The following is a 25437-nucleotide window of genomic DNA, read 5'->3' on the forward strand; positions in this document are numbered from 1 at the left end:
GCTTGGCTCCATTTTCATATCGTGCCCGGTCCAGGGAGCTGGTGCGCTCCCCCGCCGTCGTGCGGTTCGGGATCATGCCGTGCGGGATCACCGCGCTTGCTCGCCCGCTCGCCCCAGCCGAGCACCACCCGCGCAATGGCGGGAAGGACGAGCAGCGTCAGGATGGTGGCGGCGATTAGGCCGCCGATCACCGTCGTCGCCAAAGGCTTTTGCACCTCGGCGCCGGTGCCGTGCGCGAGTGCCATCGGCACGAAGCCGATCGCCGGCACGAACCCGGTCATGACAACCGCGCGCATCTTGTCCGCCATGCCGTTGCGGATCGCCTCGGCGATCGGCGCGCCGTTCTCGATACGCTCCCGGATCGCGGTCATCACGACCAGTCCGTTCAGCACGGCAACGCCGGCAAGGCAGATGAACCCGACCGCGGCCGACACCGAAAAGGCGATGCCGGTCAGCGCGAGCGTGAACACACCGCCCGCCAGCCCTAAGGGCACGGCCAAGAATACCGCCCCGGCGCGCGCGAACCCGCCCAACGCCATGTAAAGCAACCCGAAGATGGCAAGGAAGCACAAGGGCACCACGACCGCGAGCCTGCGGCTCGCATCCTGGAGGCTCTGGAACTGTCCGCCCCATTCAAGATAATAACCGGCAGGCAGCTTCACCCGCGCGATCTTGGCTTGTGCCTCTGTGACGAACGACCCGGCATCGCGACCTAAGAGGTTGACCTGGATGGCGAGGCGACGTTTGCCGTTCTCGCGCCTGATCTCATTCAGCCCCTCGGTGACGCGTATCTGCGCCACCTGGGCAAGCGGCACCTGCTGGCGCGCTTGGCCGGCTTCGCTGGGCAGCAACACCGGTAGCGCCTGAATTTCATCGAGGTTGATTCGTGTAGCCTCGGGCACCCGCACGGTGATGTCGAACCGCCGGTCGCCCTCGTAGAGCAACCCGGATTCGCGACCGCCCAACGCCGCGGAGACGGTATCGGCGACTTCCCTAACCGTCAGGCCGTAGCGCGCGATGGCGGCGCGATCGAGCTTGACGTCGAGCGTGGGCGCACCGCCAACCTGGTCGGCCTTGACGCTGCCCGCTCCGGGGATCGACTGTAGAATGCGGACCATCTCGCCAGCGGTCTGCGCCATCTTGTCGAGATCGTCGCCGTAGAGCTTGATCGCGACGTCTCCGCGCACGCCGGCGATCAGCTCGTTGAAGCGGAGCTGGATCGGCTGGCTCATCTCGTAGAGCTGACCGAGCTGACCCCGAGACGCTTTCTCAATCCGCTCGATCACGTCCGCTTTGGTATGGACGCCTGCCGGCCACTGATCCTGCGGCTTAAGAATTACATACCCGTCCGACATATTCTGCGGCATGGGGTCGGTCGCGACCTCGGCCGTGCCGGTTTTCGAGAACATCAATTCGACCTCGGGCAGCTTGGTGACGGCCGCTTCAACCTCGCGCTGCATCACCAACGACTGTTCCAGGCTGACGGATGGCACGCGTGTGGACGCGAGCGCGATGTTCTTCTCGTCGAGCTGGGGGATGAACTCGCTTCCCAGAAGCCCGAACGCGGGGATCGCCGCCAGAAAGAATGCCAGGCCGCCAAGGATGAACGGCCACGGGCGCGCAATTGCCTTGTCGAGGAGCGGTAGATAGCGTGCCTTGGTCTTGGCGATCAGCCACACTTCCTTCTCGGCGACGCGGCCCCGGATCAGCAGCGCGACCATCGCGGGCACGAAGGTCAGCGCGAGGATGAACGCGGCGACAAGCGCGAGCATGATCGTGATCGCCATCGGCGAGAAGGTCTTGCCCTCAACGCCGGTGAACATGAGCAGCGGCGCGAACGCGAGCAGGATGATTGCCTGCCCGAACACGGTGGGCTTAATCATCTCCTGGGAGGCCCGCATGGTCTCCTCAAGCCGCTCGCGAAGGGTGAGGAGCCGCCCCTCATGCTCCTGCCGGTGCGCGAGCCTCGCCAGGCAGTTTTCGATGATGATGACCGCGCCATCGACGATCAGGCCGAAGTCGAGCGCGCCCAGGCTCATCAGGTTTCCGGGGACGCGAAAGGCGTTCATCCCCATCGCCATCATCAGGAACGAGAACGGGATCACGAGCACCGCGATCAGCGCCGCGCGCCAATTGCCGAGCAACAGAAATAGCGCCGCGGCAACAAGGATCGCGCCCTCGGTCAGGTTACGTTCGACCGTCGCGACCGTGGCACTGACGAGCTTGGCGCGATCGAGCACGATCTCGACTTCGACGCCCGGCGGCAATGTTTTCCCGATCTGATCCAGCTTCGCGGCCACGTCCTGCGCGACGATCCGACTGTTTTGGCCGATCAACATCAAAACGGTGCCGATCACGGCTTCCTTGCCGTTCACGCTGCCCCCGCCGGTGCGAAGATCGCCCCCGCTCTCAACGTTGGCGATCTGTCCCACCGTGATCGGCACGCCGCCTCGGGTGGCAGCGACGGCGTTCTTGATCTCGTCCACCGAGCGCACCCGCGCGTCGAGGCGCACGAGATAGCCTTCACCGCCGCGATTATAGTAGTTAGCGCCTACCGCCAGATTGGCGTTCTCCAGAGCCTCACCAAGCTCGCTGTAGGAGATGCCGTAGGTGGAGAGCTTCACCGGATCGGGTTCGACCACGAACGTCTTGGCATATCCGCCGATCGAGTCGACGCCGGCCACGCCGGGAACAGAACGTAGCTGCGGCCGGACGATCCAGTCCTGCACGGTGCGCAGGTATCCGGCTTGTTCAACCTCGTTGGTCAGCCGCTCGCCTTCCGGCGTCAGATAGCTCCCGTCAGACTGCCAGCCGGGCTGGCCGTTCGCGCTCCTGGCTCCTTTTCCTCCCGGATTGGCGAAGCGGACCGTATACATCACGATTTCGCCGAGCCCGGTGGTCACGGGGCCGATCTGCGGCTGGACACCATCGGGAAGCGTGTCGCGCGCCTGGGTCAGCCGCTCGCCTACCTGCTGCCGCGCGAAATAGAGGTCAGTGCCTTCGGAGAAGATCGCACTGACCTGGCTGAAACCGTTGCGCGAAATCGATCGGGTCGTCTCTAGGCCGGGGATGCCGGCAAGCGCGGTCTCGATCGGATAAGTGACGAGCTTTTCCATTTCGACCGGCGAAAGACGCCGATCGACCGTGTTGATCTGCACCTGGTTGTTGGTGATGTCGGGCACGGCGTCGATCGGCAGCTTGGTGAGCTGCCAAACACCGATGCCGGCGATCCCCAAAATTATGAACAGAACCGCCCAACGCGCGCGGACAGCCAGCGCAATGAGATTGACGATCATCTGTTATTCTTCCTCGCCCGCGCCCTTGCCGAGTTCGGCCTTGAGCAGGAATGCGTTCTTGGTGGCGATGGTCTGACCCGATGCGAGACCGGACACGATCTCGATGCGGCCGGCGCTGCGCTGCCCGGTGGTGACGGGGACGGCTTTGAACCCCTTGGGCGTGCGGACGAACACCACGTCGCGAGCATTGAGCGATTGCACCGCCTCCTCGGGCACCACGATCGCGGTCGATGCACCGCTGCGGCTCGGAAACAGCCGCACGCGCACGGCCAAGCCCGGCTGAAGCCGACCGCCGATCACGTCGAGCACCGCGGTCGCAGCGCGAGTTTCGCCGCTCAAGGTCGGCGTCACGGCGCGAACACGGGCGCTGGTCGTGGATCCGTCTGGCAGGTCGATGATCGCCCTGTCACCAGGCGCGAGCCGCTGCGCGTCCGCAGGTCCAACCGCCGCCTCGATCTGTATCTGACTGGAATCGGCGACGCGGAACAACTCGGTCTCCGGTTGCACGAACGCGCCCAGGCTGACATTTTCCGATGTCACGCGTCCCGCGATTGGAGAGGCGACGACGACGCCGCGCCCGTCGCTGGTGACATTGGCCGCTCCTGCCGCGACGCTCGCACGCCGCGCCTCGGCCGCCGCTGATGCGGCTTCCGCCTGCGCCGTTTCGAGGTCAACACGCGGCGAGACCTTTTGGCCGTAAAGATAGCGTTCGCGCGCAAGGTTGCGTTGGGCAAGAGTCGCTTTCGCCGCGGCCGCTGTCCGGTCGGCCGCGATCTGGGCGGCGTCGCGGCTTTCGACGATCGCCAGCGCCTCGCCGCGTCTGACAGGATCGCCCAATCGTTTGAATACCCGCGTCACCGCGCCCCCCGCGCGCGCCGTCACGATCGCCTCGCCCGTGGGCGACGGTGCGACCGTCGCCTGGGCCACGATCTCGGCCGCCAACCCGCCTGGATTGACGGTTTCGGTGGTGACGCCCGTTCTCTTCATCATCTCGGCGCTCATCGGGAGCGTATCGCTCGGCGCCGCCTCCGCTTCGGCCGCCTCGGACTTGCCACCCTCGGGCGCGGGCGCGGCCGGGGTGTCGGCCGTCCATCGTGCGACGGTGAACCCGCCCGCCGCCGCAACGAGCACCGCCGCTGCCACGCCGCCCAACAAACGCTTGTCAGATAAGATCATCGAATATCTCCGGGGATGGCGGGGCGCGCACTCGAGGGCGTCTGCTCGGCCGATAGGGTGGCTGGCGCGGTGAGCCGCGCCAGGCGGGCCTCCGCGTCGCGGTATGTGGCAAGGGCGTCGATCGCTGCGGCGCGCGTTTCGCGAAGCGTCCGCTCGGCCTCCAAAAGATCGAGTTGGCTGAACTTGCCCGCCGCGTAGCCGAGGCGTGCGATGCGGGCGGCCTCCGCGGCTGCGGTCAGCGCCGGTCCTCCCGCCGTGCGCGCGGTCGTCGCGGCATTGGCAAGCTCGGCCTGCGCGCTCGCGATCGACCGATCGGCCTCTAGCAACGCCACCCGGCGTAGCGCCTCCGCCTGGGTTGCCTGTGCCTGGGCCTGGGCAATGGCCGCGCGACCATTGTTGAACACCGGAAAGGGGACCGACACGCCGAATACCGCCGCCACATCGTTCGTTGCCTCAAGTCGGCGCGCGCTCGCGCTCACCGTCACGTCGGGGATGCGCTGCGCCCGCGCGAGCCGGACCTGGGCGCTCGCGGTGCGCGCGTCAGCATTGGCCGCTGCCAGCGCCAGCGTGCCCTCGGCCGAGATAAGCTGGGTGGGTCCGTAGCCGCCGATCCGCTCGAACCAAGCCGTATCCAGCGGCCCGGTCACGGGCTGGCCGATCAGCCTCGCCAGGTTCGCGCGCGCCACCTCGGCAGTGCGCGCGGCCCGTTCCACCGCGGTCTCCGCGTTGATGCGAAGCACCTCGGCGCGCTGTTGCTCGATCGGCGACGCCGCGCCTGCTGTCACACGCACCCGTGCCGCCCGCGCGCCCTCAGCCGCAAGGCCGGCTTGCTCGCGTGCGACAATCAACCGCCGCTCGGCCGCCGCAGCCTCGATGTAGCTCTGCGTGATTGAGAGTGTGAGGTCGGCGATCGCGATGGCCGCGCCGATCCGCGCCCGGTCGATCTGCGCGTCCGCGACCGCGACTCGCGCCGATCGCTTGCCGCCAAGCTCGATCGGAAGCGCCAAGCCCGCGGTAGTTTCCGCGCTGCGGAGTCCGCGATATTCGCCGCTGCCGGCGACGTTCTCGGTTTCGACGACGATCTCGGGGTTGGGGCGAAGCGCCGCCACGCGGCGACCAGCCGTCGCGGCCTGTACGCCTGCAGTTCCGGCCGCAATCGAAGGAGAAACGGCGCCGCCAAGCGCCAGAGCGCGCTCAAGGGTGAAGGGAGGCTCCGAAGGCACGGCCGATGACGGTGCGGACGTCTGCGCCAGTGATCCCGACACGGGGAATGCGAGGAGCAGAACTGCGACTAGGCTCTTCCTCTTCCAGCTTTTCTGTCGAACTTGGTGCTTGCTCATCCGATTTCCCGCGATTCATGTCGCAGGTTGCGCTCATGCAACCTACAGTCTCTAGAGGAGCAAGCCCTAATTTCGCTGCTGTGCTTTCCCATCTCGAAACTGGGGCGAAGGGCGACGACGACCCGGCGTGCGGTCACGGCCTGCACGCCGGCGATTGCCAATCCTTCATCCTTGAAATCGACTAGGAGCTCACGGCGATCGGTGCAGCGAAACAGATGGCGGCCGGGCACTCGGCTCGCGACGCCGCTGTCGCCGGCGTGGATTTCCTGTTCGGTCGGCGGCCCCTTGCGCGGCTGTTCGGTGCAACCGGACGACGAGTATCGCTCTGGTCATGATTATCGAACCCGGAGCGTTACAACGTGAGGGTTTATCGTAACTCAATCTGCGCACCCCTTCTCGAACGGGTTGTGGGGCCGTTCATTTCTGAAACTTGGGAAACTTCCTGATGCCGCACGATCATGGCGCAGCCGGCCATAGCCACGACCATACGGCGGGCGCCAACGCGAAGATGCTCACCTGGGCGCTGGGGCTGACCGCCACCTATCTCGTCGCCGAAGTAATCGGCGGGTTCGTTTTCAACAGTCTCGCGCTGCTCTCCGACGCCGCGCACATGATGACCGATGTCGCGGCGCTCGTGATCGCGCTGATGGCGATCAAGCTCGGCGGCAAGTCAGCCGACGAAAAGCGGACGTTCGGCTACCGGCGGTTCGAGATATTGGCGGCGGCGTTCAACGCCGTGCTGCTGTTCGTCATCGCTATCTATGTGTTCGTGGAGGCGATCAAACGCTTCAATGCGCCGCAGGAAGTCCAGTCCTGGGGCATGATGGCGGTCGCGGCGATCGGTCTCGTCGTGAACCTGATTTCGATGCGGCTGCTGACAGCGGGCAAGGACGCCAGCTTCAACGTGAAGGGCGCCTATCTGGAGGTGTGGGCCGACATGATCGGCTCGATCGGCGTGATTCTTGGCGCGCTCGCCATCAAGTTCACCGGCTTTACCTGGATCGATCCCATCGTCGCAGTAGCGATCGGGCTGTGGGTGCTGCCGCGGACGTGGATATTGCTCCGCGATACGACCAACGTGCTGCTCGAAGGCGTGCCGGGTGGACTGAAGCTCGGCGAGGTCCGCACGGCAATCGCCGGCGTTCCCGGCGTCGCCGGCCTCCACGATCTTCACGTCTGGTCGATGAGCAACGACGATGTGAGTTGCACGGTCCATGTCGTGCTGAAGGAGGGCGCGGACGTCGATGCCACTCGCACCGCTGTCCAGGCCGTCCTTCTGGAAAAATACGAGATCGAGCATAGCACGATCCAGACCGAAGGGTCAGATCGTCAATGCGGGGACGAGGACCATCTTCATCGTTAGTCGGTGAAGGATGGGAGGCGTCGCGGAACAGAACCGCAACGCCTCCCACTCTCGCGACTGTCAGGCCGAGGATAAGGCCGTGTCCGTCCGGCGTCGCGGCCTCAACCGCGACACCCAGGCGGTGATCGCCGGCAGCACCAGCAGGGTCAGCACGGTCGATGTGATTAGACCGCCGATCACGACGATCGCCAAGGGCCGCTGCACCGCGGCGCCAGTTCCAGTGGCAAGCGCCATCGGCAACAACCCGAGCGACGCCACCATCGCGGTCATCAGGACCGGACGCACCCGTTCCATCGCGCCATCGGCGATGGCCTGTTCCTCGTCCTGACCATCTTCCAGATGCTTCCCGATCGCGCTCATCATTACGAGATCATCGCCAGCGCCAAGCAAGCGTTTATCAACGATCATATCGATCATTGCCCTGTTCATGCCGAAGAAGGTGAGGGCACGAAAGTCGCGGTGGAGCAATTCCGCGCAATCTCAAAATACTGGTAGCCGCAACAGGGTCGCTGCTTGTCGCATCAACCAAGCCCTGGCCCCAACCATCCCGGCCAACGACCGGTAAGGCAGGGTATACGGGGCTGGACACACCAAGCATATCCATTATGCTGGATATATGGAAAACGAGGATGCCATCTCGGCGCTGGGTGCTCTTGCACAAGGAACGCGCCTTGACACGTTCCGCCTCTTGGTACGGCACGAACCGGATGGTTTGGCTGCCGGCGATATCGCGCGTCAGCTCGACGTGCCGCAGAACACCCTGTCGGCGCACCTCGGCATCCTCGCCCGCGCTGGCCTGGTCCGCTCCGCACGGCATAGCCGCTCGATCATCTACCGTGTCGATCTGGACGGCCTGCGCGCGCTGACGCTGTTCCTCGTCAAGGACTGCTGCGCCGGCAATGCGGAGCTGTGCGCGCCGCTCGTCGCCGAACTCACCCCCTGCTGCTGAAAGGACGCCCTGTGGCCGTCGATGTCGTCGTCTATCACAACCCCGAGTGCGGCACGTCGCGCAACACGCTCGGCCTTATTCGCAACGCCGGCATCGAGCCGCACGTGGTCGAGTATCTGAAAACCCCTCCAGCCCGCGCGTTGCTGGTCGAGCTGATCGATCGCGCCTGCATGACACCCCGCGAACTGCTGCGCGAGAAGGGGACGCCCTATGCGGAGTTGGGCTTGGGCGACACGTCGCTATCCGACGACGCGCTGGTGGACGCGATGATGGCGCATCCGATCCTCATCAACCGGCCGCTGGTCGTATCGCCGCTCGGCGTGAAGCTCTGCCGGCCCTCCGAAGCCGTGCTCGACCTGCTGCCGACCAATCAGCTCGGAGCGTTCGCAAAGGAAGACGGCGAGCAAGTGGTGGACGCATCGGGCCAGCGCGTCGCCTGATGCTCCTTGCTGTCCTGATCTTCGTTGCGACGATCGCGCTCGTCATCTGGCAACCCAAAGGCCTCGGGATCGGGTGGAGCGCGATGGGCGGGGCCGTCGTGGCGCTGCTTGCAGGCGTCGTCACGCTGTCCGACGTGCCGGTGGTGTGGGGCATCGTCTGGAACGCGACAGCCGCGTTCGTCGCGATCATCGTTATCAGCCTACTCCTCGATGAAACCGGATTCTTCGAATGGGCGGCGCTCCATGTCGCGCGCTGGGGGAGGGGGCATGGTCGCCGGCTGTTCGTTCTGATCGTGCTGCTCGGTGCGGCGGTGTCCGCGCTGTTCGCCAACGACGGCGCGGCGCTGATCCTGACGCCGATCGTCATCGCCATGCTGCGGGCGCTGGGCTTCAACGACAAGGCGACGCTGGCGTTCGTCATGGCGGCGGGGTTCATCGCCGACACCGCCAGCCTACCGCTGGTCGTGTCGAACCTCGTCAACATCGTGTCGGCCGACTTCTTCCGGATCGGGTTCGGCGACTATGCGTCCGTGATGGTGCCGGTCGACCTGGTGTCGATCGCAGCGACGCTTGGCGCGCTGCTGCTGTTCTTCCGGCGCGACATACCGGCGGATTATGACGTAGGCGCGCTGCGCGCGCCGCGTGACGCGATCCGCGATGCCGCGACATTCCGCGCGGGCTGGATCGTTCTTGCACTGCTGCTCGCCGGCTTCTTCCTGCTCGAACCGCTCGGCGTCCCTGTCAGCGCCGTCGCCGCTGCCGGCGCGATCCTGCTGCTGGTGATCGCGGGGCGAGGCCATGTGATCCCAACGGCCAAGGTGCTGCGCGGCGCACCCTGGCAGGTCGTGATCTTCTCGCTCGGCATGTACCTGGTCGTCTATGGCCTGCGAAACGCCGGCCTGACCGACCATCTGGCAGCACTGCTGGATCGCACCGCGCAAGGCGGCGTGTGGGGCGCGGCGCTAGGAACGGGCGTCATCGCAGCGGTCCTGTCGTCGGTTATGAACAATATGCCGACGGTGCTGGTGGGCGCGCTCTCGATCGACGCCACGCACGCGAGCGGCGCGATCAAGGAAGCGATGATCTACGCCAATGTGATCGGCTGCGATCTCGGCCCCAAGCTGACGCCGATCGGCTCACTCGCGACGCTGCTCTGGCTCCATGTCCTCGGGCAAAAGGGCGTGCGGATCGGATGGGGCTATTACTTCCGTGTCGGCGTCACGCTCACCGTACCGGTGCTGCTCATCACGCTCGCGGCGCTTGCAATCAGGATTAGCATCGCATGACCAGAACGGTCGCCACGTTGCTCGAACCTGCCGGTCTGGCTGGCTTGGCACAATTGCTCGATGCCGCGGACCTGCCGAGTGCCGATATCGCCGATCCCGGCCGCCTGATCATCCGGATTGAGGCCGATAGCCTCGTCGGTTTCGGTGGGCTCGAGGGAGAAGGGTCCGACCGCTTGCTCCGCTCGATCGTCGTCGTCCCCGATCGACGTCGACATGGCCTCGGGCGGGTGTTGGTCGCCGCCCTCGAACGACAGGCACACGACCTCGGGGTGGAGCGCCTGCACCTCCTGACGACCACGGCCGCACCATTCTTCCGGGCGCTCGGCTATGCCGATGCCGATCGCGGCGCTGCTCCCTCGGCCATCGCCGCATCGCGCGAATTCACCGCACTGTGCCCCGCGTCGGCCGCCTACCTCGTGAAAGCCCTCTGATGCCGCTCCGCACGCTCGCCGATCCCAATATCATGCCGGCGCTCGATCCGGCCTATGCCATCCAGCGACCCGCCGTGAGGCTCGGCCCGCTCGATCCCGCGCCGCGTATCCTTCTGCTCTACGGTTCGCTGCGCGAACGGTCCTTCTCCCGGCTGTGCGTTGAGGAAGCGGCACGCCTGCTCCGGTTCTTCGGCTGCGAGACGCGCATCTTTGATCCATCGACCCTGCCGCTGCCTGACCAACATGCTGGCGACGACCATCCGGCCGTCCACGAGCTGCGCGAGCTGTCCTTATGGTCGGAAGGGCAGGTGTGGTGCAGCCCGGAGCGGCATGGCCAGATCACGAGCATTATGAAGCTTCAAATCGATCATCTGCCGCTTTCTATGGGCGGGATGCGTCCGACACAGGGGCGCACGCTGGCGGTCATGCAGGTGTCGGCCGGATCGCAATCGTTCAACAGCGTCAACACGCTGCGCGTGCTGGGTCGCTGGATGCGAATGATCACGATCCCGAACCAATCGAGCGTTGCCAAGGCGTTCAACGAGTTTGATGACGCGGGGCGCATGAAGGCGTCCAGCTACTATGACCGGATCGTGGATATGATGGAGGAACTGGTGCGGTTCACGGTGCTGCTGCGCCCGCACGCGGTTCAGCTTGTTGATCGCTACTCAGAGCGGAAAGCGGCGGGCGTGCCAATCGACCGCGCGACCGATCTGTCGAGCATAGCGATTGCGGCCAAACCGCGTGGCCGGCACGCCGTCAAGGCAGGCGGCTGATGCGACGTTTGCCGAAGCGAGCCACGCTAATGTGGTCCCGCCGGCTAATCCGGCTTGTGCTCTGCGCTTTGAGAAACCTACGGGTTTCAACCTGCGTGGCCGGCCTCCCCAGGCGTCAGCTGGATCGTCGAGCGCTACCTGTCTTGCGCTGACGCGATTATCGCTTCAGGTCGCTACAGCGACAGATGAAGGGGAGCGTGCTTGACGATGAACACCAAGGATCTGGCCAAGGACGTTGCCGCCAAGCGGGGCGTCACCGAGAAGCAGGCCCTCGAGGTCATGGCTGGGCTCCTCGAGGGTATCGCGGAGGCGGCCGCCAAGGGTGAGGAGATATCGCTTCCCGGCTTCGGCAAATTCAAGGTGAAGGACACGCCCGAGCGCTCCGGGCGCAATCCGTCGACCGGCGAGGCGATCACGATCGCGGCGTCGAAGAAAATCACATTCACGCCGGCCAAGGCGCTTAAGGACCGACTGTAGGCTCGACAGCACCGGCCGGCGTCGCCCGGCCACGTGTTGGATGTTCACGAATTATTCGCTATCTAAGGCGTTGGAGAATGACATGCGCGTGAACACTGCCAAATCTATGCGGCTGGCCCGGCAGGTGAAGGGGAGGTTCGGCACGTGGGCGGCCGTGCGTCAGGCCTCGCGCGTCGAGAACGGCGTATATGTGGTCGATCCAAGCGCTGGCGGTGACCGCGACAGCAAGGATGTAGCGGTTCCCGCCACGGCGTAACGGCCGTGACGTTCAGCTACTCGCTGTTCCTCGCACTGCTGCTGCTTTTCCTGGGGCTCTGCTTCTGGGCAGGGTGGCGCGTCGGCGAGCGCACCGATTTCCTCAGCCCAACCCCGGACCGGCCGAACTCTACGGTGACGCTGTTCATCGTGGTGTTCGGCACCATCGCAGGGCACCTTCTGGGAACCGGCTTCTTCGCCGCCCAGGCGGCATGGTGCCGGGCGACAAGCGTCTGTTTCGACCCCGGCTTCGATCCAAATATCTATCGCGCGCTCGCCGCGGCGGCGCTGGGGCACGCGATGCGTCCGACCTCGCGCTGGAAATGTGGCTTTTCGCGATGCTCCTCATCGGAGCCGCGACGGGCTCGATCGCGCACTGGTTGGTGCAGCGGGAAGCAGTTAGCGGGAAGACCGACGCGATCGCGTTCGGCTGGCTCAACCCGGCCGTCCAAGCGGTCAAGAAGGGAGACTCGTTTGTCGTCGCCTATGTGCTGACAAAGACGAGCCACGAGTGCTTCACGATCGCATACGAGGGCACCGTCCAGCAGCTCGCGCTGGACGAGGAACAATCGATCAGGTTCGTCGTCCTGAACGACGTCGACCGATTCCTCGTCAAGATATCTGAGAACGGCCTCGAGCGTGTGGACGCGCCGTCGACGCCGATCACGCAGCTTCAGATCACCGCGGTCGAGATCGCCAACGTCGCGCTTGAGGTAGTACGGGCGCCAGACATGGATGTTGCGGCAATCGAGGCTGAAGACGCGGGTTCATAACGCGGCGTTCGAGATCGTCAGACGTCCGTCAGACCTGTCTCCATCCATAAAGTCTAAATCCAAAAAGCTCTGCATTTAACATAATATTTCTTATCGAACTGGCTGATTAGCGTGTTGCTGGAGGGACTTACTGCCCTATCGCCGCCGAAACTACCCGATCAGCGACGTGCGTTCGCGTTGCCGTTGCTCGCGCTCGGCCCGCCACGCATTAAACTGCGCCAGAACGTCGTTCGCGTCCATACCCGTTTGTCGCTGATGGGCATCGACGCGGACGCGCAGGCGCGCAGGCCAGCCCGCACTGCTTCGGATCAGCAATGCCTGTACCCAGCGAGGCACATAGTTGAGCAGCTTTTCCAGCGTGAGGCGCTCGCGGAAAGGCAGATGTGCGCCCGACATCAGGCGGCTGACGGGCTCGTCGGCGAGGAGCGCTGCCACCGCGCTCAGAACGTGAGCTCGACCGGATGGCGAAAGCTCATAATAAGGCTGTTCGCCCCATGTGTGCGGTTTGTGCTCCGGCATGATCGGAAGCAAGGGGCAGTCGAACAGGTTGATGTAACTGGTCTTGAGGGCGCTTGGCGCCAGCAGCGCTCGGGTAAGATCGCGCAGCACGGTGAGGAACTGGCGGGCGGGCACAGGCTCCATCCCTGGCAAGCATGCGGGATGGCCGAGCAGCGCGTTACGAACCTCCCCGTCGAACGCAAGTAGGATTGGAAGCGCCGCGGCCGTCTCCTCCGGCTCGAAATAAGCCGCTGGTGTCGGCTGCTCCCAGCGGCTCGCCCTGAGCGGCGTGCCGCAGTCTCCGCACACGAACTCGATGCTGCTCGGCCAGGTGAACCGCGGCGCGTGCTTTGGCCGACAGCGCCGACAATAATCCTGACGCCAAGCGCCATGACGATGACAGAAGACGAGCGGCAGCGCCGCCTCCGCTTCGAGATAAGCTCCGCCAGCCTCGTGCGCTTCGGCAAGGCAATGGTGGCACCAGGCCAGATCGAGATCACCTCGCGCTCGGCCGGAGCCGTCAGTGCTTGGCAACCAGTCCACCGCGAGCCCCCGCCAGCGGCGCTTGAGCCCGAGGCTGAGCACGACCTCCAACGCGACCCGCAGACCGGCTGCGACGCTTTCCGCCTCGTGCGGATCCCACTCGACATCCGGCCGCGCTTTCATGCTCGGACCGGCCGTCCATAGCACCTGCCGGAACTCGGCGACCGATACATCGTAGCAGGCCGCGGTCCGCCCGAGCCAGGACGACGGCAACTCGTCGGGACGAGGACGGGGCGCGATCGGCAGCGCCAACCCAGCCACGGCTCAAGCGACCGCCGCCTTCGCTCGCCCGCGGCCGCGGCGCTGAGCCAACGCCTTCATGCTGACGGAGGGGAGCACGAGATCGTCGGCGTCGAGGTCTCCTACCTCGATCCGCTCGGTGCCGTTCTCGATCGCTCGTACGGCCAGCGTTTCGGCGAGCCGGAAGATGCGGCCGGTGTTCCCATCGCTGAGGTCGAGGATGGCGGTGCGGCATCGCTCTTCCTCCAGCTGAGATGGCTTGCGTAAAGGGAGGATCGCAGCGAGCGTGACCATCAGCAGCCGAAACGGCTCGTCGTTCTGCCACCGGACAAGCTCGACCGCGTCGAACCGCTCGGCCAGTGCCGCATCCGTGAGCAGCGCCGCGCGCGCCTCGTGGTTGCCGGTGCAGACGAGCGGGATCTGCAGGTCGTTGGCTAGATAGCGAAGCGTGTTGAGGAAGACACGCTGCTGGCGCGGCGTGCAGGCCAGCATGTGGTTGATCTCGTCCAGGATCAGCATCCGAGCCCCCACCTGCCCCATGAGCCGGCGAGTGAGCTGCCGGGCTCGCTGAACATCGCCGCGACCCGCAAAGCCGGCGCCGAGTTTCTCGAGAACCTCGCCGTAGAACTCGCCATCGGTCGGCTGCGGCGGCAGCTGAACGGCCACAACCGGGATCGTCGCCGTGCCTGTCGCCTCGTTGAAGCCCCTCGGGTTTTCTGCCTCGAAGCGCTCGACGATGCGAGATTTGCCCATCCCCGTCTGCCCGTAGATCAGCAGACACGGCATACGGGTGCGCGGCGGGTAGCGCAGCATACCGTCCAAGGTCTTGCGCACGACCTCTGCTTTGGGAAAGCCGAGCCACCGATCCATTCGGATCCAGGCGATCCGCTCCTTGTCGGCCCACATCGCGCGCTCGCGGTACCCCTCGGCGAGATGGGACAGATCGCTCACCGGGGCATCTCCTCCACCAGATATGGAAGCGCCTGCCGATCACTCGCCCCATTATCTGTCGACCTTGGCAGAGTGGCAGGTTTACCCTGCTCGAGCGGGAGCTTGCCGCTGCTCCTGGCCCGGCGCGCGTCATTCAGCGCCGCCTTAGTCTTCTGAAGTGCGAGCCGTGCTGCCTTGGTCTTGTGAGCCGCTTCCGCGACGATCAGCCGCTGCGTCTCTACCGCCTGAAAGATCAGCGTCTCGTCTACGGCCTGCTGGCCGCGCTCGCGCAAGGCGCGAACCGCCTCCCTCTGTTCCCAGCGGGTGATCGCGGGACGCCGCAAGTCGCGGTAGGGCACCTCGAGGTGCTCACCGTGCGGCAGCTCGAGCCAGATGCGGGAAAGGTCGCGCGGATCCCAGCGGACTGGCATCGTCTGCCCGGATCGCGTGTACCAGCACGACAGCGCATCATGCCAATAATGCGTGTGGAACAGCTCGATGCCGTGCGGGGTCACTGCACGCAGCTCGCAAGGCAGGAAGTCAAACAGGAACGTGGCGCGATCCACCGGCAGGCGGCCCAGCTCCGGTCGGCGGTCCATCGCCTCGGCCCAAGCGAGCGCCGGCGGTATGCCGATCCCGCGGTGCCGTTCGGCGTGGTATGGACCGATGATCTGCGCGGCGAGCCAGACCTCCAACTCGCCCAGCGTCATGCACGCTTCACCCTCGGAGTCATAATCGCCGCGCTCCGCGACATTGGAGAAGGTAGTGCCGGGCAGAAGATGGACGGTGCCCATCACCGTCCCGATCAGCCGCTCGATGTGGCCACCGAAGTGCGGGCGACGCACCGGGCGGTATTCGATCGATATCGAGTGGGCACGGCAACCACGTTTCAAAGCATCGGAGCGGTGCTCGCGTGCATTGTCGAGATGCAGCCGATCCATGAGACCCTGATTGTCCCAAGGTGCCTTCATGCCGCGCTCGGCCAACCAATCGGCCTTGGGGAGAACGGCTTGACGCATGCACATGCCGACCGACACGGCCGAGGGTGCGAGCATATCGAGGTGGAACCCCGGTACCGTGCGGCTCGCGATATCAACCATCAGGGTGAGCCACGGCCGACCGATTGGCTTGCGATACAGATCGTCGACGACGATCACGTCGACCAGCGTGTGGTCCGATTGGACGAGCTCCAGCGCGTAGCTGGCGTTCAACACGCCTCGCGTCGGCTCCCATTTGTCAGCAGCGGCCTTCGACCCTTGCCTGCGCGCCATGACGGTCTTGGGAGCCAGTCTGTCCAATCGCGCTTGGATCGCCTTGGTGCTGGGCACCTTCAGCCCGATCTTCTGCCCCTCATGTCGGAGCCAGCGGCGGAGCGCCTGGACACTTGGCTTCTCGAGGGTGAGGTAACACTCCGCGATGCCTCGGGAGATCAACTGCTCGGCAGCAGATGAAAGCCGCTGCTCTCCCCTCTCCCGGCCCCGTGGGCGCGGCAACAGCGAGGCGGCGACTGGCGACGCCCGATAAAGCTGGAGAAGTTCGTGAAAACGGGCGCGACCGAGCCCGAGATGATCCAGCGCTTCGGCGGCTGCGTTGCCCGGGACGCGGGCCAGGGCAGCTAGTGGGCGGATGATCTTCTCGCGGCGGTGCGCTTCTGCCCAGTCAGCGTCGCTCGCCGTCTTCAGGTCCGCGGTTCGCATGATACGACGCCTCGGCTGATCCAGCTTGGCGAGCGTCCGCTCTTTTGAGGAGAATGTCCACTATTTCAGGAGTGGACGGACCCTAGGTGACGCTCGCCGTGTGCGTCCACCGATTCAGTACAACCGACACCGACGAACTCGTCCCAGTCGACCACGTCCTGCACCAGCGGTGCCGAGACGGTGACGGGCGGCGGCCCCTGCTGCGGCATCTGCGGTCCGCCGCCGCCGCAACCGGCGAGAGCAAGCGTGGCTGCGAGAGCCGGGATAAGCAGCTGACGGTTCTTCGAATGCATGTTCGATCCCTAAATCCGTGCCCCAGGCCGGACATCCTCCGCGGTGCCGTTACTGGAAACGAACGACTTCCGATTTGGCCCCCGCTAAGCGCGTTCAGGGAACTTGTCAACGACTGTAGACATATGTCCACAATGGTTGACTACCCGCCTGTTAGCGATAAAAGGACGCCCATGATCCCGCCCGTCCAGGCCTTGCCGCGGTCGCGCAACGCGGCTGCGACGCGCGAAGCGATCCTCGCCTCGGCCCGCAAGCATTTTGCGCGCGAGAATTACGAGAATGTCGGCCTGCGCGAGATTGCGGGCGATGCGGGCGTCGATCCGGCGCTGGTCAGTCGCTATTTCGGCAGCAAGGAAGCCCTGTTCCGCGAGACGCTGCGCGACGACGACAAGGATTTCATGGAAGGCGCGACGCGCGAGACGCTCGCCGCGCATTTCGCCCAGCTCTTCCTCGACGATGACGATACGCCACAAGACGAGCGCGATCTCCATATCGACCAGATTCTGATCCTGCTGCATTCGATCGGATCGCCCAAGGCCGGCGAGATCATCCGCGAGACGATCGACACCGACATCCTGGAACCGATCGCGCGCGTGCTGGGCGGCCAGGATACCGAGATGCGCGCCGCCATGGCCTTCGCCGTGCTGATGGGCATGGGCATCATGCACAACACGCTCGCGATCGATCCGGGCGATTGCACCGACGCGGAAGCCGAACGTTTCCAGAAGCGCCTGACGCGCATCTTCGCCGCCGCGCTGGAGCCGGCGGACGACTGACATGGCCGCGCCGCCGGTCCGCAAGATCATCCATGTCGACATGGATGCCTTTTACGCATCGGTGGAGCAGCGCGACGATCCCGCGCTCAGGGGCAAGCCGGTCGCGGTCGGCTATGCGGCGGCACGCGGCGTGGTGGCGGCGGCGAGCTACGAGGCGCGCAGATTCGACGTGCGCTCCGCCCTGCCTTCGGTCACTGCGATGCGGCGCTGCCCGGAGCTGGTCTTCGTCAAGCCGCGCTTCGAGGTCTATCGCGCGGTCTCGAAGCAGATCCACGCGATCTTCGCCGACTATACGCCCATCATCCAGCCGCTCTCGCTCGACGAGGCCTATCTCGACGTCACCGAGAATCTGCGGCGGATCGAGACCGCCTGGGCGACGGCGAAGGAAATCCGGGCGCGCATTCTCGCGGAAACCGGCCTCACCGCTTCGGCCGGCATCTCGTACAACAAGTTCCTCGCCAAGCTCGCCTCCGACCAGCGCAAGCCCAACGGCCAGTTCGCGGTAACGCCCGAAATGGGGCCCGCCTGGGTGGAGACGCTGCCGGTCGCCCGCTTCCACGGCGTGGGGCCGGTGACCGCGAAGAAGATGCATGCGCTGGGCATCGAGACCGGCGCGGACCTGCGCGCCAAGCCGATCGAGTTCCTGCGCGCCCATTTCGGCAGCGCGGCCGAATGGTATCACGCGATCTCGCGCGGCGAGGACGACCGGCCGGTGCATGTCGACCTGCCGCGCAAATCCTCCGGCTCCGAGACCACGTTCGACCGCGACCTGGTCGAGAATGCCGAGATCGAGGCGGGCGTGCTGGAAATGGCCGAGGAAGTCTGGACCTGGTGCGAGAATGCGCAGGAGTTCGGCCGCACCGTCACCGTGAAGGTGAAATATGGCGACTTCCAGATCATCACCCGCAGCCGCAGCCTCACCGCCGGGCTGGTCGACCGCCGCGAGGCCTTGCGGGAAATGAGCCTGTCCCTGATCCGCTCGGTGCTGCCCACGCCCAAGGGGATCAGGCTGGTGGGCGTGACGGTGTCGAACTTCGAGGAGCGGCTGGGCGAGGAACTGCCGTTCTAGATTCCCTCGATCCCCAATATTCCCAACGCGATCGCGCGCCAGGCCGATGTGCCCCACAAAAGGTGCGTGGGAACCGCCAGCACGAGCAGGGCGGCCAGATAGATCAGATAGGCCCGATGGACCTTGCGCAGCCGGTAGAGATCCCAGAGGAACATGGGCGCGATCACCGCCAGCGGCCACAGGTCCGCCGTCAGCGGGCTATCCGGAAGCGTCGAGGGCAGCCAGAGCATCCGGTCGGTCGCCGCCGGCAGCGCGGCGGACGTCCCCAGAATCATCAGCCTCTTGTGCAGGCCCGCATCCCACGTCCGCGCCCAGAGAGCCAACCCGATCAGCGCCGCGAACAGGATGCCGATCCGCATCTGGACGAGCATGATGTTGAGCATGAATTCATAAATGGGCTTGAGCTGCGCCGCCACGGACGCAGGGGCGTGCAGGATCGCATCGGCCATCTGTCTGTGCATCGTCGGGATCAGGAGGAAGCCCGCGATCACCAGCGCCGGCGCGAGCGCGAACGAGATCATGCCCAGTTGCTTGTGCGGACCGCGCCGGCCAGTCGCCATCAGCAGCGTCTGCGCGAGAAGCAGCAGCAACCAGCTGCCCATCAGCACAGCATGGACATGCAGGATCGCCGGGAAGGGCGGCCTTTGCCCCAAGCGGACCGCCGACAGCTTCCCGAGCGAATCGGGAACGAAGCCGATCAGCACAACAGCCACGAACAGCGTGGCCATGAAGACATAGATCCAGCGGTCTACAAAGGTTGTGAAAACGCCTGGACGTGACGGTTCAAGAGCGGAATCTGCGAGCGTCGCCATAATCCCCCCGGAGGCAGCGCGATAGCCGGTGCGTAGCACAAACATGCAGATTCATGCAAGCTATTCCCCTGGCCGATACATCCGTTCGACATGCCCCTTCAGGTCCTCGGGATAGTAATAGACCGGCCGCAGATCGCCCGCCGCATAGCGCTCGGCCTGGTCCTTGAAGTGCTTCGAGTCCGGATGCCCGCTCTCGCCGCCTGCCGTTACCGCCCAGGCGCGCACCTTCGGCCCGAACTCCACCGTCGCGACGAAGCTGTTGCCGAGCGTGCCGTAATAGCGCTTCGTGCCCGGCCAGCGCTTCGCGCCGAACGACGCGAGCGAACCCCATTGCGCCGAAGTGAAGGGCACCGGGATGCTCGGCTTCGCATCGCCGAACTTCTGGACGATCGCGCCGTCGTTGCGCTGGAAACGGTTGATCTCGCCCCAAGGCACCCGCCAGTCGCCGAAATCCTGGCCGAGCCGATCCACGGCCGAGGCCAGTGCCTCGATCCGCTGCGCATCGGTGGCCCGCTCGGCCATCCAGTCCCACACCGACATGCCTGCATCCTTGGCCGGCTGGGCCGAGGCCCCCCAGAGCGCCTCGCCCCAGAACACCGCGAGCGAAGTCGCGGACGATTCCGCGCTCCAGCGCCGGTCCCAGCTCTTCAATAGCGCCACCGGCTCGGCCAGCTTCGCCTTGCGCCCATCGCCACCGGGCAGCTTCTCCCAAGCGGCGACCAGCCCGGGCAGCAGCCGGTCGAAGGCGGGGAGGAAGCTGTCATAGGCCGCCCGGCGCAGCGTCTCGGGCGTGAAGTCCGCGCGCGCGTTCAACACCTGCAGCGCGTGCGCGCCGCGCGGGTTCTCGCCGGCCTGGTCGAAATAGCGGGGAAAGTCCGCAGCCTTCGGGCTGTCGATGCCCGCGGCGGTCCAGGGCCAGTTGTTGACGTTGAAGGCCCAGCCGTTCTTCGGGTTCACTGCCTGGGGCAGGCTGGCCAGGCTGTGCAGCCCCTTCCAGTCGGTCGCCGGATCGCTGCCGTCGACCGGCTTGCGATAGTCGAAGCGATCGTCGCGCACCGGCATGAACTGCGGCATCAGGAAGGCGATCTCGCCCTTCGAATCCGCGAACAGCGTGTTGTTCGAGCTGTTGGCCCTGAGCTCGGCGATCTTGAGGAAGCTCGCATAGTCGCTCGCCTTGGTGCGCAGGAAGCTCTGCTGCAGCGCCTCGACCGGCTTGTTCATCAGCGCAACCGCGATCCACTTGCCGTCGGCCTCGCGCACCACGGGTCCGTGATGCGTGGCATAGGTCCGGAAGCTGCGCTGCGCCTGACTGCCGTCCGCAGCGCGATAGGTGATGGTGATCGGCTTGATCGTCACCGGCCGCGTCTCGGCACCATAGTGATAGCCGAACGCCGTGCCCTGCACGTTGCTGACGATCGTCTCGGCGAACTCGTCGACATTGTCGACGCCGCTCGACGTGTGCATCCACCCCGCCCGCGCATTGAATCCCTGGTAGATGAAGAACTGGCCCCAGGTCGCCGCGCCATAGACGTCTAGCCCCTCGCCGCTCGTCACCTGCTGCTCGGAGCGGAAGAAGAAGCTGGTGTGCGGATTGATCAGCAGCAGCGCATGGCCGTCCTTGGTATGGCTCGGCGCGATCGCGAAACCGTTCGAGCCCTTGGGCTCCTTGAAGACCAGCCCCTTCTCGGCATCGGTCATCGCCAGCTTCTGCTTGCCGTAAAAGGCCTGGAGCTGGCTCAGGGGCACCCGCTCGATATCACCGCCGATGCTGCCTTCGGAGAAGCTGAGCGCCATCCAGGGCTCGAAGCGGGTGAGCACCCGCGGCTTCACCTCCGGGTGCGTCGCCAGATAATAGTTCAGCCCGTCCGCCCAGGCGCTCATCAGCTTGCGCAGCCAGGCCGGGCTCCTGGCATAATCGGCCTTCAGCATCTCGGGATCGACGAACAGCCGCTGGCGCAGATCCTGCCAGATCGCCCCTTCGCCTTCCGCCTCGGCGAGCCGGCCCAGGCTCACCAGATAATTGGTCTCGATCCGGTTGAAGTCGTCCTCGGCCTGGGCATAGATCATCCCGAACACCGCATCGGCATCGGTATCGCCCCGGATGTGCGCGACGCCCCAGTCGTCGCGGGCGATCGTCACGCGTGCCGCTTCCGCTTTCCAGCGGGCGGCATCGGTCTGGGCATGCGCGCCGGAGACGGAAGCAGTCGAGGCGAGCAGCGCGGCGGCAAGCAGGAAGCGAGTCATGCCCGCCACCTTAAGCGCAGTTCGGCTCAGTCCGGAATCGTTTCGATCGCGACGATCTCGATCGCCTGCCCGCGCCCGCCGAAATCGAGCCTGTCACCTTCCTCGGCGCCGATCAGCGCCTTGGCGAGCGGCGCCTGGAACGAGAGGCGATCCGCCGAAGGATCGGCTTCGTCATGGCCGACCAGATCGATCAGCCGTTCCTTGCCGTTCAGGCGGATCCGCACCCGCGATCCGATGCCGACCACGCCTTCCTCAGGTGCCGGCGCGATCTGCGCGGTGGTACGGCGGGTATTCCAGTAGCGCAGCTCGCGCCTCAACACCTCGCGCGCCTCGTCCCCGCTCTCCGCCGCCACCGCGGCTTCCAGCGCGGCCGCCCTGGCCTCGATCAGCGCAAGCCCGCGCGCCGTGACCAGATTGGGCCCCGGCGGCAGCGGCAGCTCGAACTTCGGTTCCTTGTGTTCCTCGTCGCTTTCGCGGCGAAACGCTACGCTCATGCCTGGGGGAGTTCCTCTATGCTCGACGAGACCTTCCAGAGATCCAGGCTGCCATCGGTTGCATGGGCGTCGATCTCGGCCAGCTCTTCCGCGCCGAAATCGAGATTGTTCACCGCATCGAGCGAGTTGTCGAGCTGCTCCACCGTGCGCGCGCCGATCAATGCCGACGTGACGCGCGGATCGCGCAGCACCCAGGCGATCGCCATCTGCGCCAGCGTCTGCCCGCGCTTCTGCGCGATCGCATGCAGGGCGCGGATGCGCTCGATATTCTCGTCCGAGAGCAGCCGCTGGTTGAGCGAGCCGCCCCTGGCCGCGCGGGCATCCGCCGGCACGCCGTGCAGATATTTGCTGCTCAGCATGCCCTGCGCCAGCGGCGAGAAGGCGATACAGCCGGAGCCGAGCTCGCCCAGCGTATCGAGCAGCTCGCCTTCGATCCAGCGGTTGAGCATCGAATAGCTCGGCTGGTGGATGAGCAGCGGCACCTTGTGCTCGGCGAGGATCGCGGCGGCCTGGCGCGTCAGTTCGGGCGAATAGCTGGAGATGCCGACATAGAGCGCCTTGCCCTGGCGGTGGAGCTGGGCGAGCGCGCCCATCGTCTCCTCGAGCGGAGTCTTCGGATCGACACGGTGCGAATAGAAGATGTCGACATAGTCGAGCCCCATCCGCTTCAGGCTCTGGTCGCACGAGGCGATGAGATACTTCCTCGATCCGCCGACATCGCCATAGGGCCCGGGCCACATGTCCCAGCCCGCCTTGGTCGAGACGATCAGCTCGTCGCGATGGCCGGCGAAGTCGCTTGCCAGGACACGGCCGAAATTCTCCTCGGCCGAGCCATAGGGCGGGCCGTAATTGTTCGCGAGATCGAAATGCGTGACGCCCCGGTCGAACGCCCGGCGCAGCATCGCGCGGCCGGTCTCGAACACGTCGGCGCCACCGAAATTCTGCCAGAGGCCGAGGCTGATCGCCGGCAGGTCGAGCCCCGAGCGGCCGCAACGACGATAGGGCATGCGCCCGTCATAGCGAGCGGGATCGGCATGCCAGGCAGACGGATGGGGCATCGTGTCTCTCCGATGGAATTTCAGGCTGCCCTAACCCCGTCGCCGCCCCGGCGGAAGCCAGGGGCACGAAATCACGGCGCTCGCCGGGACGACGGCTATACCGTGAAGCTCTCGCCGCAGCCGCAGGCGCCCTTGGCGTTCGGGTTCTGGAAGACGAAGCCGGCGGTGAAATCATCCTCCTGCCAGTCCATGATCGAGCCGATCAGGTAGAGCACCGAGCCGCCATCGACATAGAAGGTGCCGCCGGGCGTCTCGATCTTCTCGTCGAACGGCTTGGCCTCGGTGACATAGTCGACCGAATAGGCCAGCCCCGAACAGCCGCGGCGCGGCGTCGAGAGCTTGACGCCCACCGTGCCCTCCGGCGCCTTGGCCATCAGATCGGCGATGCGCTGCTCGGCTGCCGGAGTAAGCTTGAGCGCGGCGGGGCGTTCGCGAACGGCGGTCATCACAGCATCCCCAGTTCGAGCTTGGCTTCGTCGCTCATCTTCTGCGGATCCCAGGGCGGATCCCAGACGAGGTTGACTTCGGCATGGCCGATCCCCGGCACCGAGCCGACGCGCAGCTCGACTTCGCCGGGCATCGATTCGGCCACCGGGCAATGCGGCGTGGTCAGCGTCATCTGCACCGCGGCATGGCCGTCGGCAGTGATGTCGACGCCGTAGATCAGGCCCAGATCGTAGATGTTCACGGGAATCTCGGGATCGTAGATTTCCTTCAGCGCATCGATCACCGCTTCGTAAAGCGCGCCGCCCGGCTCGGTGCCCGACAGCGCCTGCGGCTTTTGCGAGAGAAAGCCCGAGAGATAGTCGCGCTTGCGCTCGAACGTCTCGCCCAGACTCTTCGCCCCGCCCGCCGATGTTTCGGTGGACGCATCAAGCGCAACGCCCGCCGATGTTTCGGTGGACGCATCAAACGCGTCCTCCACGCGCGCCTTGGGCGGCAGCGCCACGGCGTCCACTTCCTCGACTGCGATCTTGCGTTCCTGGTTCACCCGAAGATCCTCGTCACGCGTTCAATACCCTTCACCAGCGCGGCGATGTCGTCCGCGCCATTATAGACTCCGAAGCTCGCCCGCGCGGTGGCGGGCACGCCCAGCGCATCCATCAGCGGCTGCGCGCAGTGATGCCCGGCACGGATCGCCACATTGCCTTCGTCCAATATGGTGGCGACATCGTGCGGGTGCACCCCCTCCACCGCGAAGCTCACGATGCCGGCGCTGTCGGCGGGGCCGAACAGCCGGACCGAGTTGAGCTGCGACAGCGCCTCGCGCGCCTGCGCGACCAGCGCGGCCTCGTGCGCATGGATGCGCTCCAGTCCGATGCCGTCCACATAGTCGATCGCCGCATGCAGCCCGACCACGCCGACGATGTGCGGCGTTCCCGCTTCGAACCGGCCCGGCGGCGGGGCGTAGCTGGTCCTGGCAAAGGTCACCCGATCGATCATCGATCCGCCGCCCTGATAGGGAGGCATCGCTTCGAGCAGGTCGTAGCGGCCCCAGAGCACGCCGATGCCGGTCGGGCCGTAGAGCTTGTGGCCCGACATCACATAGAAGTCGCAACCGATATCGGCGACGTCGACGGGCATGCGCGGCACTGCCTGGCAGCCGTCGAGCAGGATCTTCGCACCCGCCGCATGCGCGAGCTCGGTCGCCCGCTTCGCATCGAGCACCGAGCCCAGCACGTTGGAGACATGCGCCAGCGCGACCAGCTTGTGCCGATCGGTGAGCATCGCGGCCATCGCGTCGAGGTCGATGCGCTGGTCGGCGGTGAGCGGCACCACGTCGATCTCGGCACCGACGCGCTCGGCGACCATCTGCCAGGGCACGATGTTCGAATGATGCTCGAGCGTGGACAACAGGATGCGGTCGCCGGCCTCGAGCTGCGTACCGGCCCAGCATTGCGCGACCAGGTTGATCCCCTCGGTCGCGCCGCGAACGAAGACGATTTCGTTCTCCGCGCCGCCCAGGAACCGTGCCACGCGCCGGCGCGCCGCCTCATAGGCGAGCGTCATGTCGGCGGAGCGCTGATAGACGCCGCGATGCACGGTGGCATAGGTCTCGCCATAGGCGCGATTGATTGCGTCGAGCACCGGCCGGGGCTTCTGCGAAGTCGCCGCGGTATCGAGATAGTGCCAGCCGGCCGGGATCGCCGGGAAATCGGCGAGCAGATCAAGGGGGGGCGTATCGATCGCCACACTCATTTCCCGTCACCCTGAAGAAGGAAG

24 protein-coding genes and 1 pseudogene are annotated in these 25437 nt (G+C 65.7%); 10 read left to right on the forward strand and 15 right to left on the reverse strand.

Going from position 1 to position 25437, the window contains the following annotated elements; all coding sequences use genetic code 11:
- Window positions 1-14: 14 nt before the first annotated feature.
- From FFS08_RS14385 to FFS08_RS14395, 3 genes are read right to left on the reverse strand one after another with little or no spacing between them, the layout of a single operon-like run.
- A complete protein-coding gene (locus FFS08_RS14385; RefSeq protein WP_084445250.1) occupies window positions 15-3296 on the reverse strand; it encodes an efflux RND transporter permease subunit in 3282 nt (1093 codons plus the stop codon).
- 3 nt (window positions 3297-3299) lie between these two features.
- Entirely contained in the window at window positions 3300-4472 is a 1173-nt protein-coding gene (locus tag FFS08_RS14390) for an efflux RND transporter periplasmic adaptor subunit (RefSeq protein WP_064311257.1), read from the reverse strand.
- Window positions 4469-5812, reverse strand: a complete 1344-nt coding sequence (locus tag FFS08_RS14395) for a TolC family protein (RefSeq protein ID WP_064311256.1) — start codon at window positions 5810-5812, stop codon at window positions 4469-4471. The genes FFS08_RS14390 and FFS08_RS14395 overlap by 4 nt, the downstream gene beginning before the upstream one ends.
- 445 nt (window positions 5813-6257) lie before the next feature.
- Here FFS08_RS14395 and FFS08_RS14400 point away from each other — a divergent pair, with 445 nt between their 5' ends.
- Window positions 6258-7175: a cation diffusion facilitator family transporter gene (locus FFS08_RS14400; protein ID WP_064311253.1), complete on the forward strand. Its 918-nt coding sequence runs from the start codon at window positions 6258-6260 to the stop codon at window positions 7173-7175.
- 60 nt (window positions 7176-7235) lie between these two features.
- On the opposite strand, the pseudogene FFS08_RS14405 reads toward FFS08_RS14400, so the two are convergent.
- Window positions 7236-7544: pseudogene (locus FFS08_RS14405) on the reverse strand (efflux RND transporter permease subunit); the annotation flags it as partial.
- A 247-nt stretch (window positions 7545-7791) separates the two neighbouring features.
- Between FFS08_RS14405 and FFS08_RS14415 the strand changes: the two are divergent.
- From FFS08_RS14415 to FFS08_RS14445, 7 genes are all read left to right on the forward strand, one after another.
- The gene (locus FFS08_RS14415) at window positions 7792-8124 is read left to right on the forward strand and encodes an ArsR/SmtB family transcription factor (RefSeq protein WP_042469209.1); all 333 of its coding nucleotides are present in this window, start codon (window positions 7792-7794) and stop codon (window positions 8122-8124) included.
- Between the two features lie 11 nt (window positions 8125-8135).
- Entirely contained in the window at window positions 8136-8564 is a 429-nt protein-coding gene (arsC, locus tag FFS08_RS14420; RefSeq protein WP_042469211.1) for an arsenate reductase (glutaredoxin), read from the forward strand.
- Entirely contained in the window at window positions 8564-9850 is a 1287-nt protein-coding gene (locus tag FFS08_RS14425) for an arsenic transporter (protein WP_042469213.1), read from the forward strand. Before arsC ends, FFS08_RS14425 begins: the two co-directional genes overlap by 1 nt.
- A complete protein-coding gene (arsN2, locus tag FFS08_RS14430; protein WP_042469214.1) occupies window positions 9847-10281 on the forward strand; it encodes an arsenic resistance N-acetyltransferase ArsN2 in 435 nt (144 codons plus the stop codon). Before FFS08_RS14425 ends, arsN2 begins: the two co-directional genes overlap by 4 nt.
- Window positions 10281-11057 carry an arsenical resistance protein ArsH gene (gene arsH, locus FFS08_RS14435; RefSeq protein WP_042469215.1) on the forward strand — a complete coding sequence of 259 codons (777 nt, stop codon included), beginning with the start codon at window positions 10281-10283 and terminating at the stop codon, window positions 11055-11057. The genes arsN2 and arsH overlap by 1 nt, the downstream gene beginning before the upstream one ends.
- Window positions 11058-11264: 207 nt before the next feature.
- A complete protein-coding gene (locus tag FFS08_RS14440) occupies window positions 11265-11534 on the forward strand; it encodes an HU family DNA-binding protein (RefSeq protein WP_042469217.1) in 270 nt (89 codons plus the stop codon).
- Between the two features lie 467 nt (window positions 11535-12001).
- On the forward strand, window positions 12002-12562 hold the full coding sequence (locus FFS08_RS14445) for a hypothetical protein (protein WP_137862506.1): 561 nt from the start codon (window positions 12002-12004) through the stop codon (window positions 12560-12562).
- Between the two features lie 150 nt (window positions 12563-12712).
- Here FFS08_RS14445 and FFS08_RS14450 read toward each other — a convergent pair whose 3' ends face one another.
- The 4 genes from FFS08_RS14450 to FFS08_RS23525 form a co-directional block, all read right to left on the reverse strand.
- The gene (locus FFS08_RS14450) at window positions 12713-13855 is read right to left on the reverse strand and encodes a TniQ family protein (protein WP_137862505.1); all 1143 of its coding nucleotides are present in this window, start codon (window positions 13853-13855) and stop codon (window positions 12713-12715) included.
- A 12-nt stretch (window positions 13856-13867) separates the two neighbouring features.
- Window positions 13868-14794, reverse strand: coding sequence for a TniB family NTP-binding protein (locus FFS08_RS14455; RefSeq protein ID WP_093064538.1), 927 nt, complete (start codon window positions 14792-14794; stop codon window positions 13868-13870).
- On the reverse strand, window positions 14791-16470 hold the full coding sequence (locus FFS08_RS14460; RefSeq protein WP_093064536.1) for a TnsB C-terminal domain-containing protein: 1680 nt from the start codon (window positions 16468-16470) through the stop codon (window positions 14791-14793). Before FFS08_RS14460 ends, FFS08_RS14455 begins: the two co-directional genes overlap by 4 nt.
- A gap of 65 nt (window positions 16471-16535) precedes the next feature.
- The gene (locus tag FFS08_RS23525) at window positions 16536-16763 is read right to left on the reverse strand and encodes a hypothetical protein (protein WP_163923417.1); all 228 of its coding nucleotides are present in this window, start codon (window positions 16761-16763) and stop codon (window positions 16536-16538) included.
- 171 nt (window positions 16764-16934) lie between these two features.
- On the opposite strand from FFS08_RS23525, the gene FFS08_RS23530 reads away from it, so the two are divergent.
- Together FFS08_RS23530 and dinB are read left to right on the forward strand one after the other, a co-directional pair.
- On the forward strand, window positions 16935-17537 hold the full coding sequence (locus FFS08_RS23530; protein ID WP_171012614.1) for a TetR/AcrR family transcriptional regulator: 603 nt from the start codon (window positions 16935-16937) through the stop codon (window positions 17535-17537).
- Between the two features lies 1 nt (window position 17538).
- Window positions 17539-18606, forward strand: coding sequence for a DNA polymerase IV (gene dinB, locus FFS08_RS14470; RefSeq protein ID WP_137862503.1), 1068 nt, complete (start codon window positions 17539-17541; stop codon window positions 18604-18606).
- On the opposite strand, the gene FFS08_RS14475 is transcribed toward dinB, so the two are convergent.
- From FFS08_RS14475 to FFS08_RS14505, 7 genes are all read right to left on the reverse strand, one after another.
- Entirely contained in the window at window positions 18603-19457 is an 855-nt protein-coding gene (locus FFS08_RS14475; RefSeq protein ID WP_212742019.1) for a hypothetical protein, read from the reverse strand. The genes dinB and FFS08_RS14475 overlap by 4 nt on opposite strands.
- Window positions 19458-19478: 21 nt before the next feature.
- Window positions 19479-21662: a penicillin acylase family protein gene (locus FFS08_RS14480; protein ID WP_137862501.1), complete on the reverse strand. Its 2184-nt coding sequence runs from the start codon at window positions 21660-21662 to the stop codon at window positions 19479-19481.
- 26 nt (window positions 21663-21688) lie between these two features.
- On the reverse strand, window positions 21689-22156 hold the full coding sequence (locus tag FFS08_RS14485) for a GreA/GreB family elongation factor (RefSeq protein ID WP_137862500.1): 468 nt from the start codon (window positions 22154-22156) through the stop codon (window positions 21689-21691).
- Window positions 22153-23214: an L-glyceraldehyde 3-phosphate reductase gene (gene mgrA, locus FFS08_RS14490; RefSeq protein ID WP_137862499.1), complete on the reverse strand. Its 1062-nt coding sequence runs from the start codon at window positions 23212-23214 to the stop codon at window positions 22153-22155. The genes FFS08_RS14485 and mgrA overlap by 4 nt, the downstream gene beginning before the upstream one ends.
- 95 nt (window positions 23215-23309) lie before the next feature.
- The gene (locus FFS08_RS14495; protein WP_137862498.1) at window positions 23310-23660 is read right to left on the reverse strand and encodes a HesB/IscA family protein; all 351 of its coding nucleotides are present in this window, start codon (window positions 23658-23660) and stop codon (window positions 23310-23312) included.
- Window positions 23660-24205, reverse strand: a complete 546-nt coding sequence (locus FFS08_RS14500) for an SUF system Fe-S cluster assembly protein (protein ID WP_137862497.1) — start codon at window positions 24203-24205, stop codon at window positions 23660-23662. Before FFS08_RS14500 ends, FFS08_RS14495 begins: the two co-directional genes overlap by 1 nt.
- Window positions 24202-25413, reverse strand: a complete 1212-nt coding sequence (locus FFS08_RS14505; RefSeq protein WP_137862496.1) for a cysteine desulfurase — start codon at window positions 25411-25413, stop codon at window positions 24202-24204. Before FFS08_RS14505 ends, FFS08_RS14500 begins: the two co-directional genes overlap by 4 nt.
- Window positions 25414-25437 lie beyond the last annotated feature (24 nt).

Origin of the sequence: Sphingomonas sp. 1F27F7B, assembly GCF_005503355.1 — a bacterium.
Taxonomy (GTDB): domain Bacteria; phylum Pseudomonadota; class Alphaproteobacteria; order Sphingomonadales; family Sphingomonadaceae; genus Sphingomonas.

Excerpts from the sequence above, each read along its gene's own strand:
- FFS08_RS14385 (WP_084445250.1), bottom strand. The coding sequence starts at position 3,296 with ATGATCGTCAATCTCATTGCGCTGGCTGTCCGCGCGCGTTGGGCGGTT.
- FFS08_RS14390 (WP_064311257.1), bottom strand. The coding sequence starts at position 4,472 with ATGATCTTATCTGACAAGCGTTTGTTGGGCGGCGTGGCAGCGGCGGTG.
- FFS08_RS14395 (WP_064311256.1), bottom strand. The coding sequence starts at position 5,812 with ATGAGCAAGCACCAAGTTCGACAGAAAAGCTGGAAGAGGAAGAGCCTA.
- FFS08_RS14400 (WP_064311253.1), top strand. The coding sequence starts at position 6,258 with ATGCCGCACGATCATGGCGCAGCCGGCCATAGCCACGACCATACGGCG.
- FFS08_RS14415 (WP_042469209.1), top strand. The coding sequence starts at position 7,792 with ATGGAAAACGAGGATGCCATCTCGGCGCTGGGTGCTCTTGCACAAGGA.
- FFS08_RS14425 (WP_042469213.1), top strand. The coding sequence starts at position 8,564 with ATGCTCCTTGCTGTCCTGATCTTCGTTGCGACGATCGCGCTCGTCATC.
- arsN2 (WP_042469214.1), top strand. The coding sequence starts at position 9,847 with ATGACCAGAACGGTCGCCACGTTGCTCGAACCTGCCGGTCTGGCTGGC.
- arsH (WP_042469215.1), top strand. The coding sequence starts at position 10,281 with ATGCCGCTCCGCACGCTCGCCGATCCCAATATCATGCCGGCGCTCGAT.
- FFS08_RS14440 (WP_042469217.1), top strand. The coding sequence starts at position 11,265 with ATGAACACCAAGGATCTGGCCAAGGACGTTGCCGCCAAGCGGGGCGTC.
- FFS08_RS14445 (WP_137862506.1), top strand. The coding sequence starts at position 12,002 with ATGGTGCCGGGCGACAAGCGTCTGTTTCGACCCCGGCTTCGATCCAAA.
- FFS08_RS14460 (WP_093064536.1), bottom strand. The coding sequence starts at position 16,470 with ATGCGAACCGCGGACCTGAAGACGGCGAGCGACGCTGACTGGGCAGAA.
- FFS08_RS23525 (WP_163923417.1), bottom strand. The coding sequence starts at position 16,763 with ATGCATTCGAAGAACCGTCAGCTGCTTATCCCGGCTCTCGCAGCCACG.
- FFS08_RS23530 (WP_171012614.1), top strand. The coding sequence starts at position 16,935 with ATGATCCCGCCCGTCCAGGCCTTGCCGCGGTCGCGCAACGCGGCTGCG.
- dinB (WP_137862503.1), top strand. The coding sequence starts at position 17,539 with ATGGCCGCGCCGCCGGTCCGCAAGATCATCCATGTCGACATGGATGCC.
- FFS08_RS14480 (WP_137862501.1), bottom strand. The coding sequence starts at position 21,662 with ATGACTCGCTTCCTGCTTGCCGCCGCGCTGCTCGCCTCGACTGCTTCC.
- FFS08_RS14485 (WP_137862500.1), bottom strand. The coding sequence starts at position 22,156 with ATGAGCGTAGCGTTTCGCCGCGAAAGCGACGAGGAACACAAGGAACCG.
- mgrA (WP_137862499.1), bottom strand. The coding sequence starts at position 23,214 with ATGCCCCATCCGTCTGCCTGGCATGCCGATCCCGCTCGCTATGACGGG.
- FFS08_RS14495 (WP_137862498.1), bottom strand. The coding sequence starts at position 23,660 with ATGACCGCCGTTCGCGAACGCCCCGCCGCGCTCAAGCTTACTCCGGCA.
- FFS08_RS14505 (WP_137862496.1), bottom strand. The coding sequence starts at position 25,413 with ATGAGTGTGGCGATCGATACGCCCCCCCTTGATCTGCTCGCCGATTTC.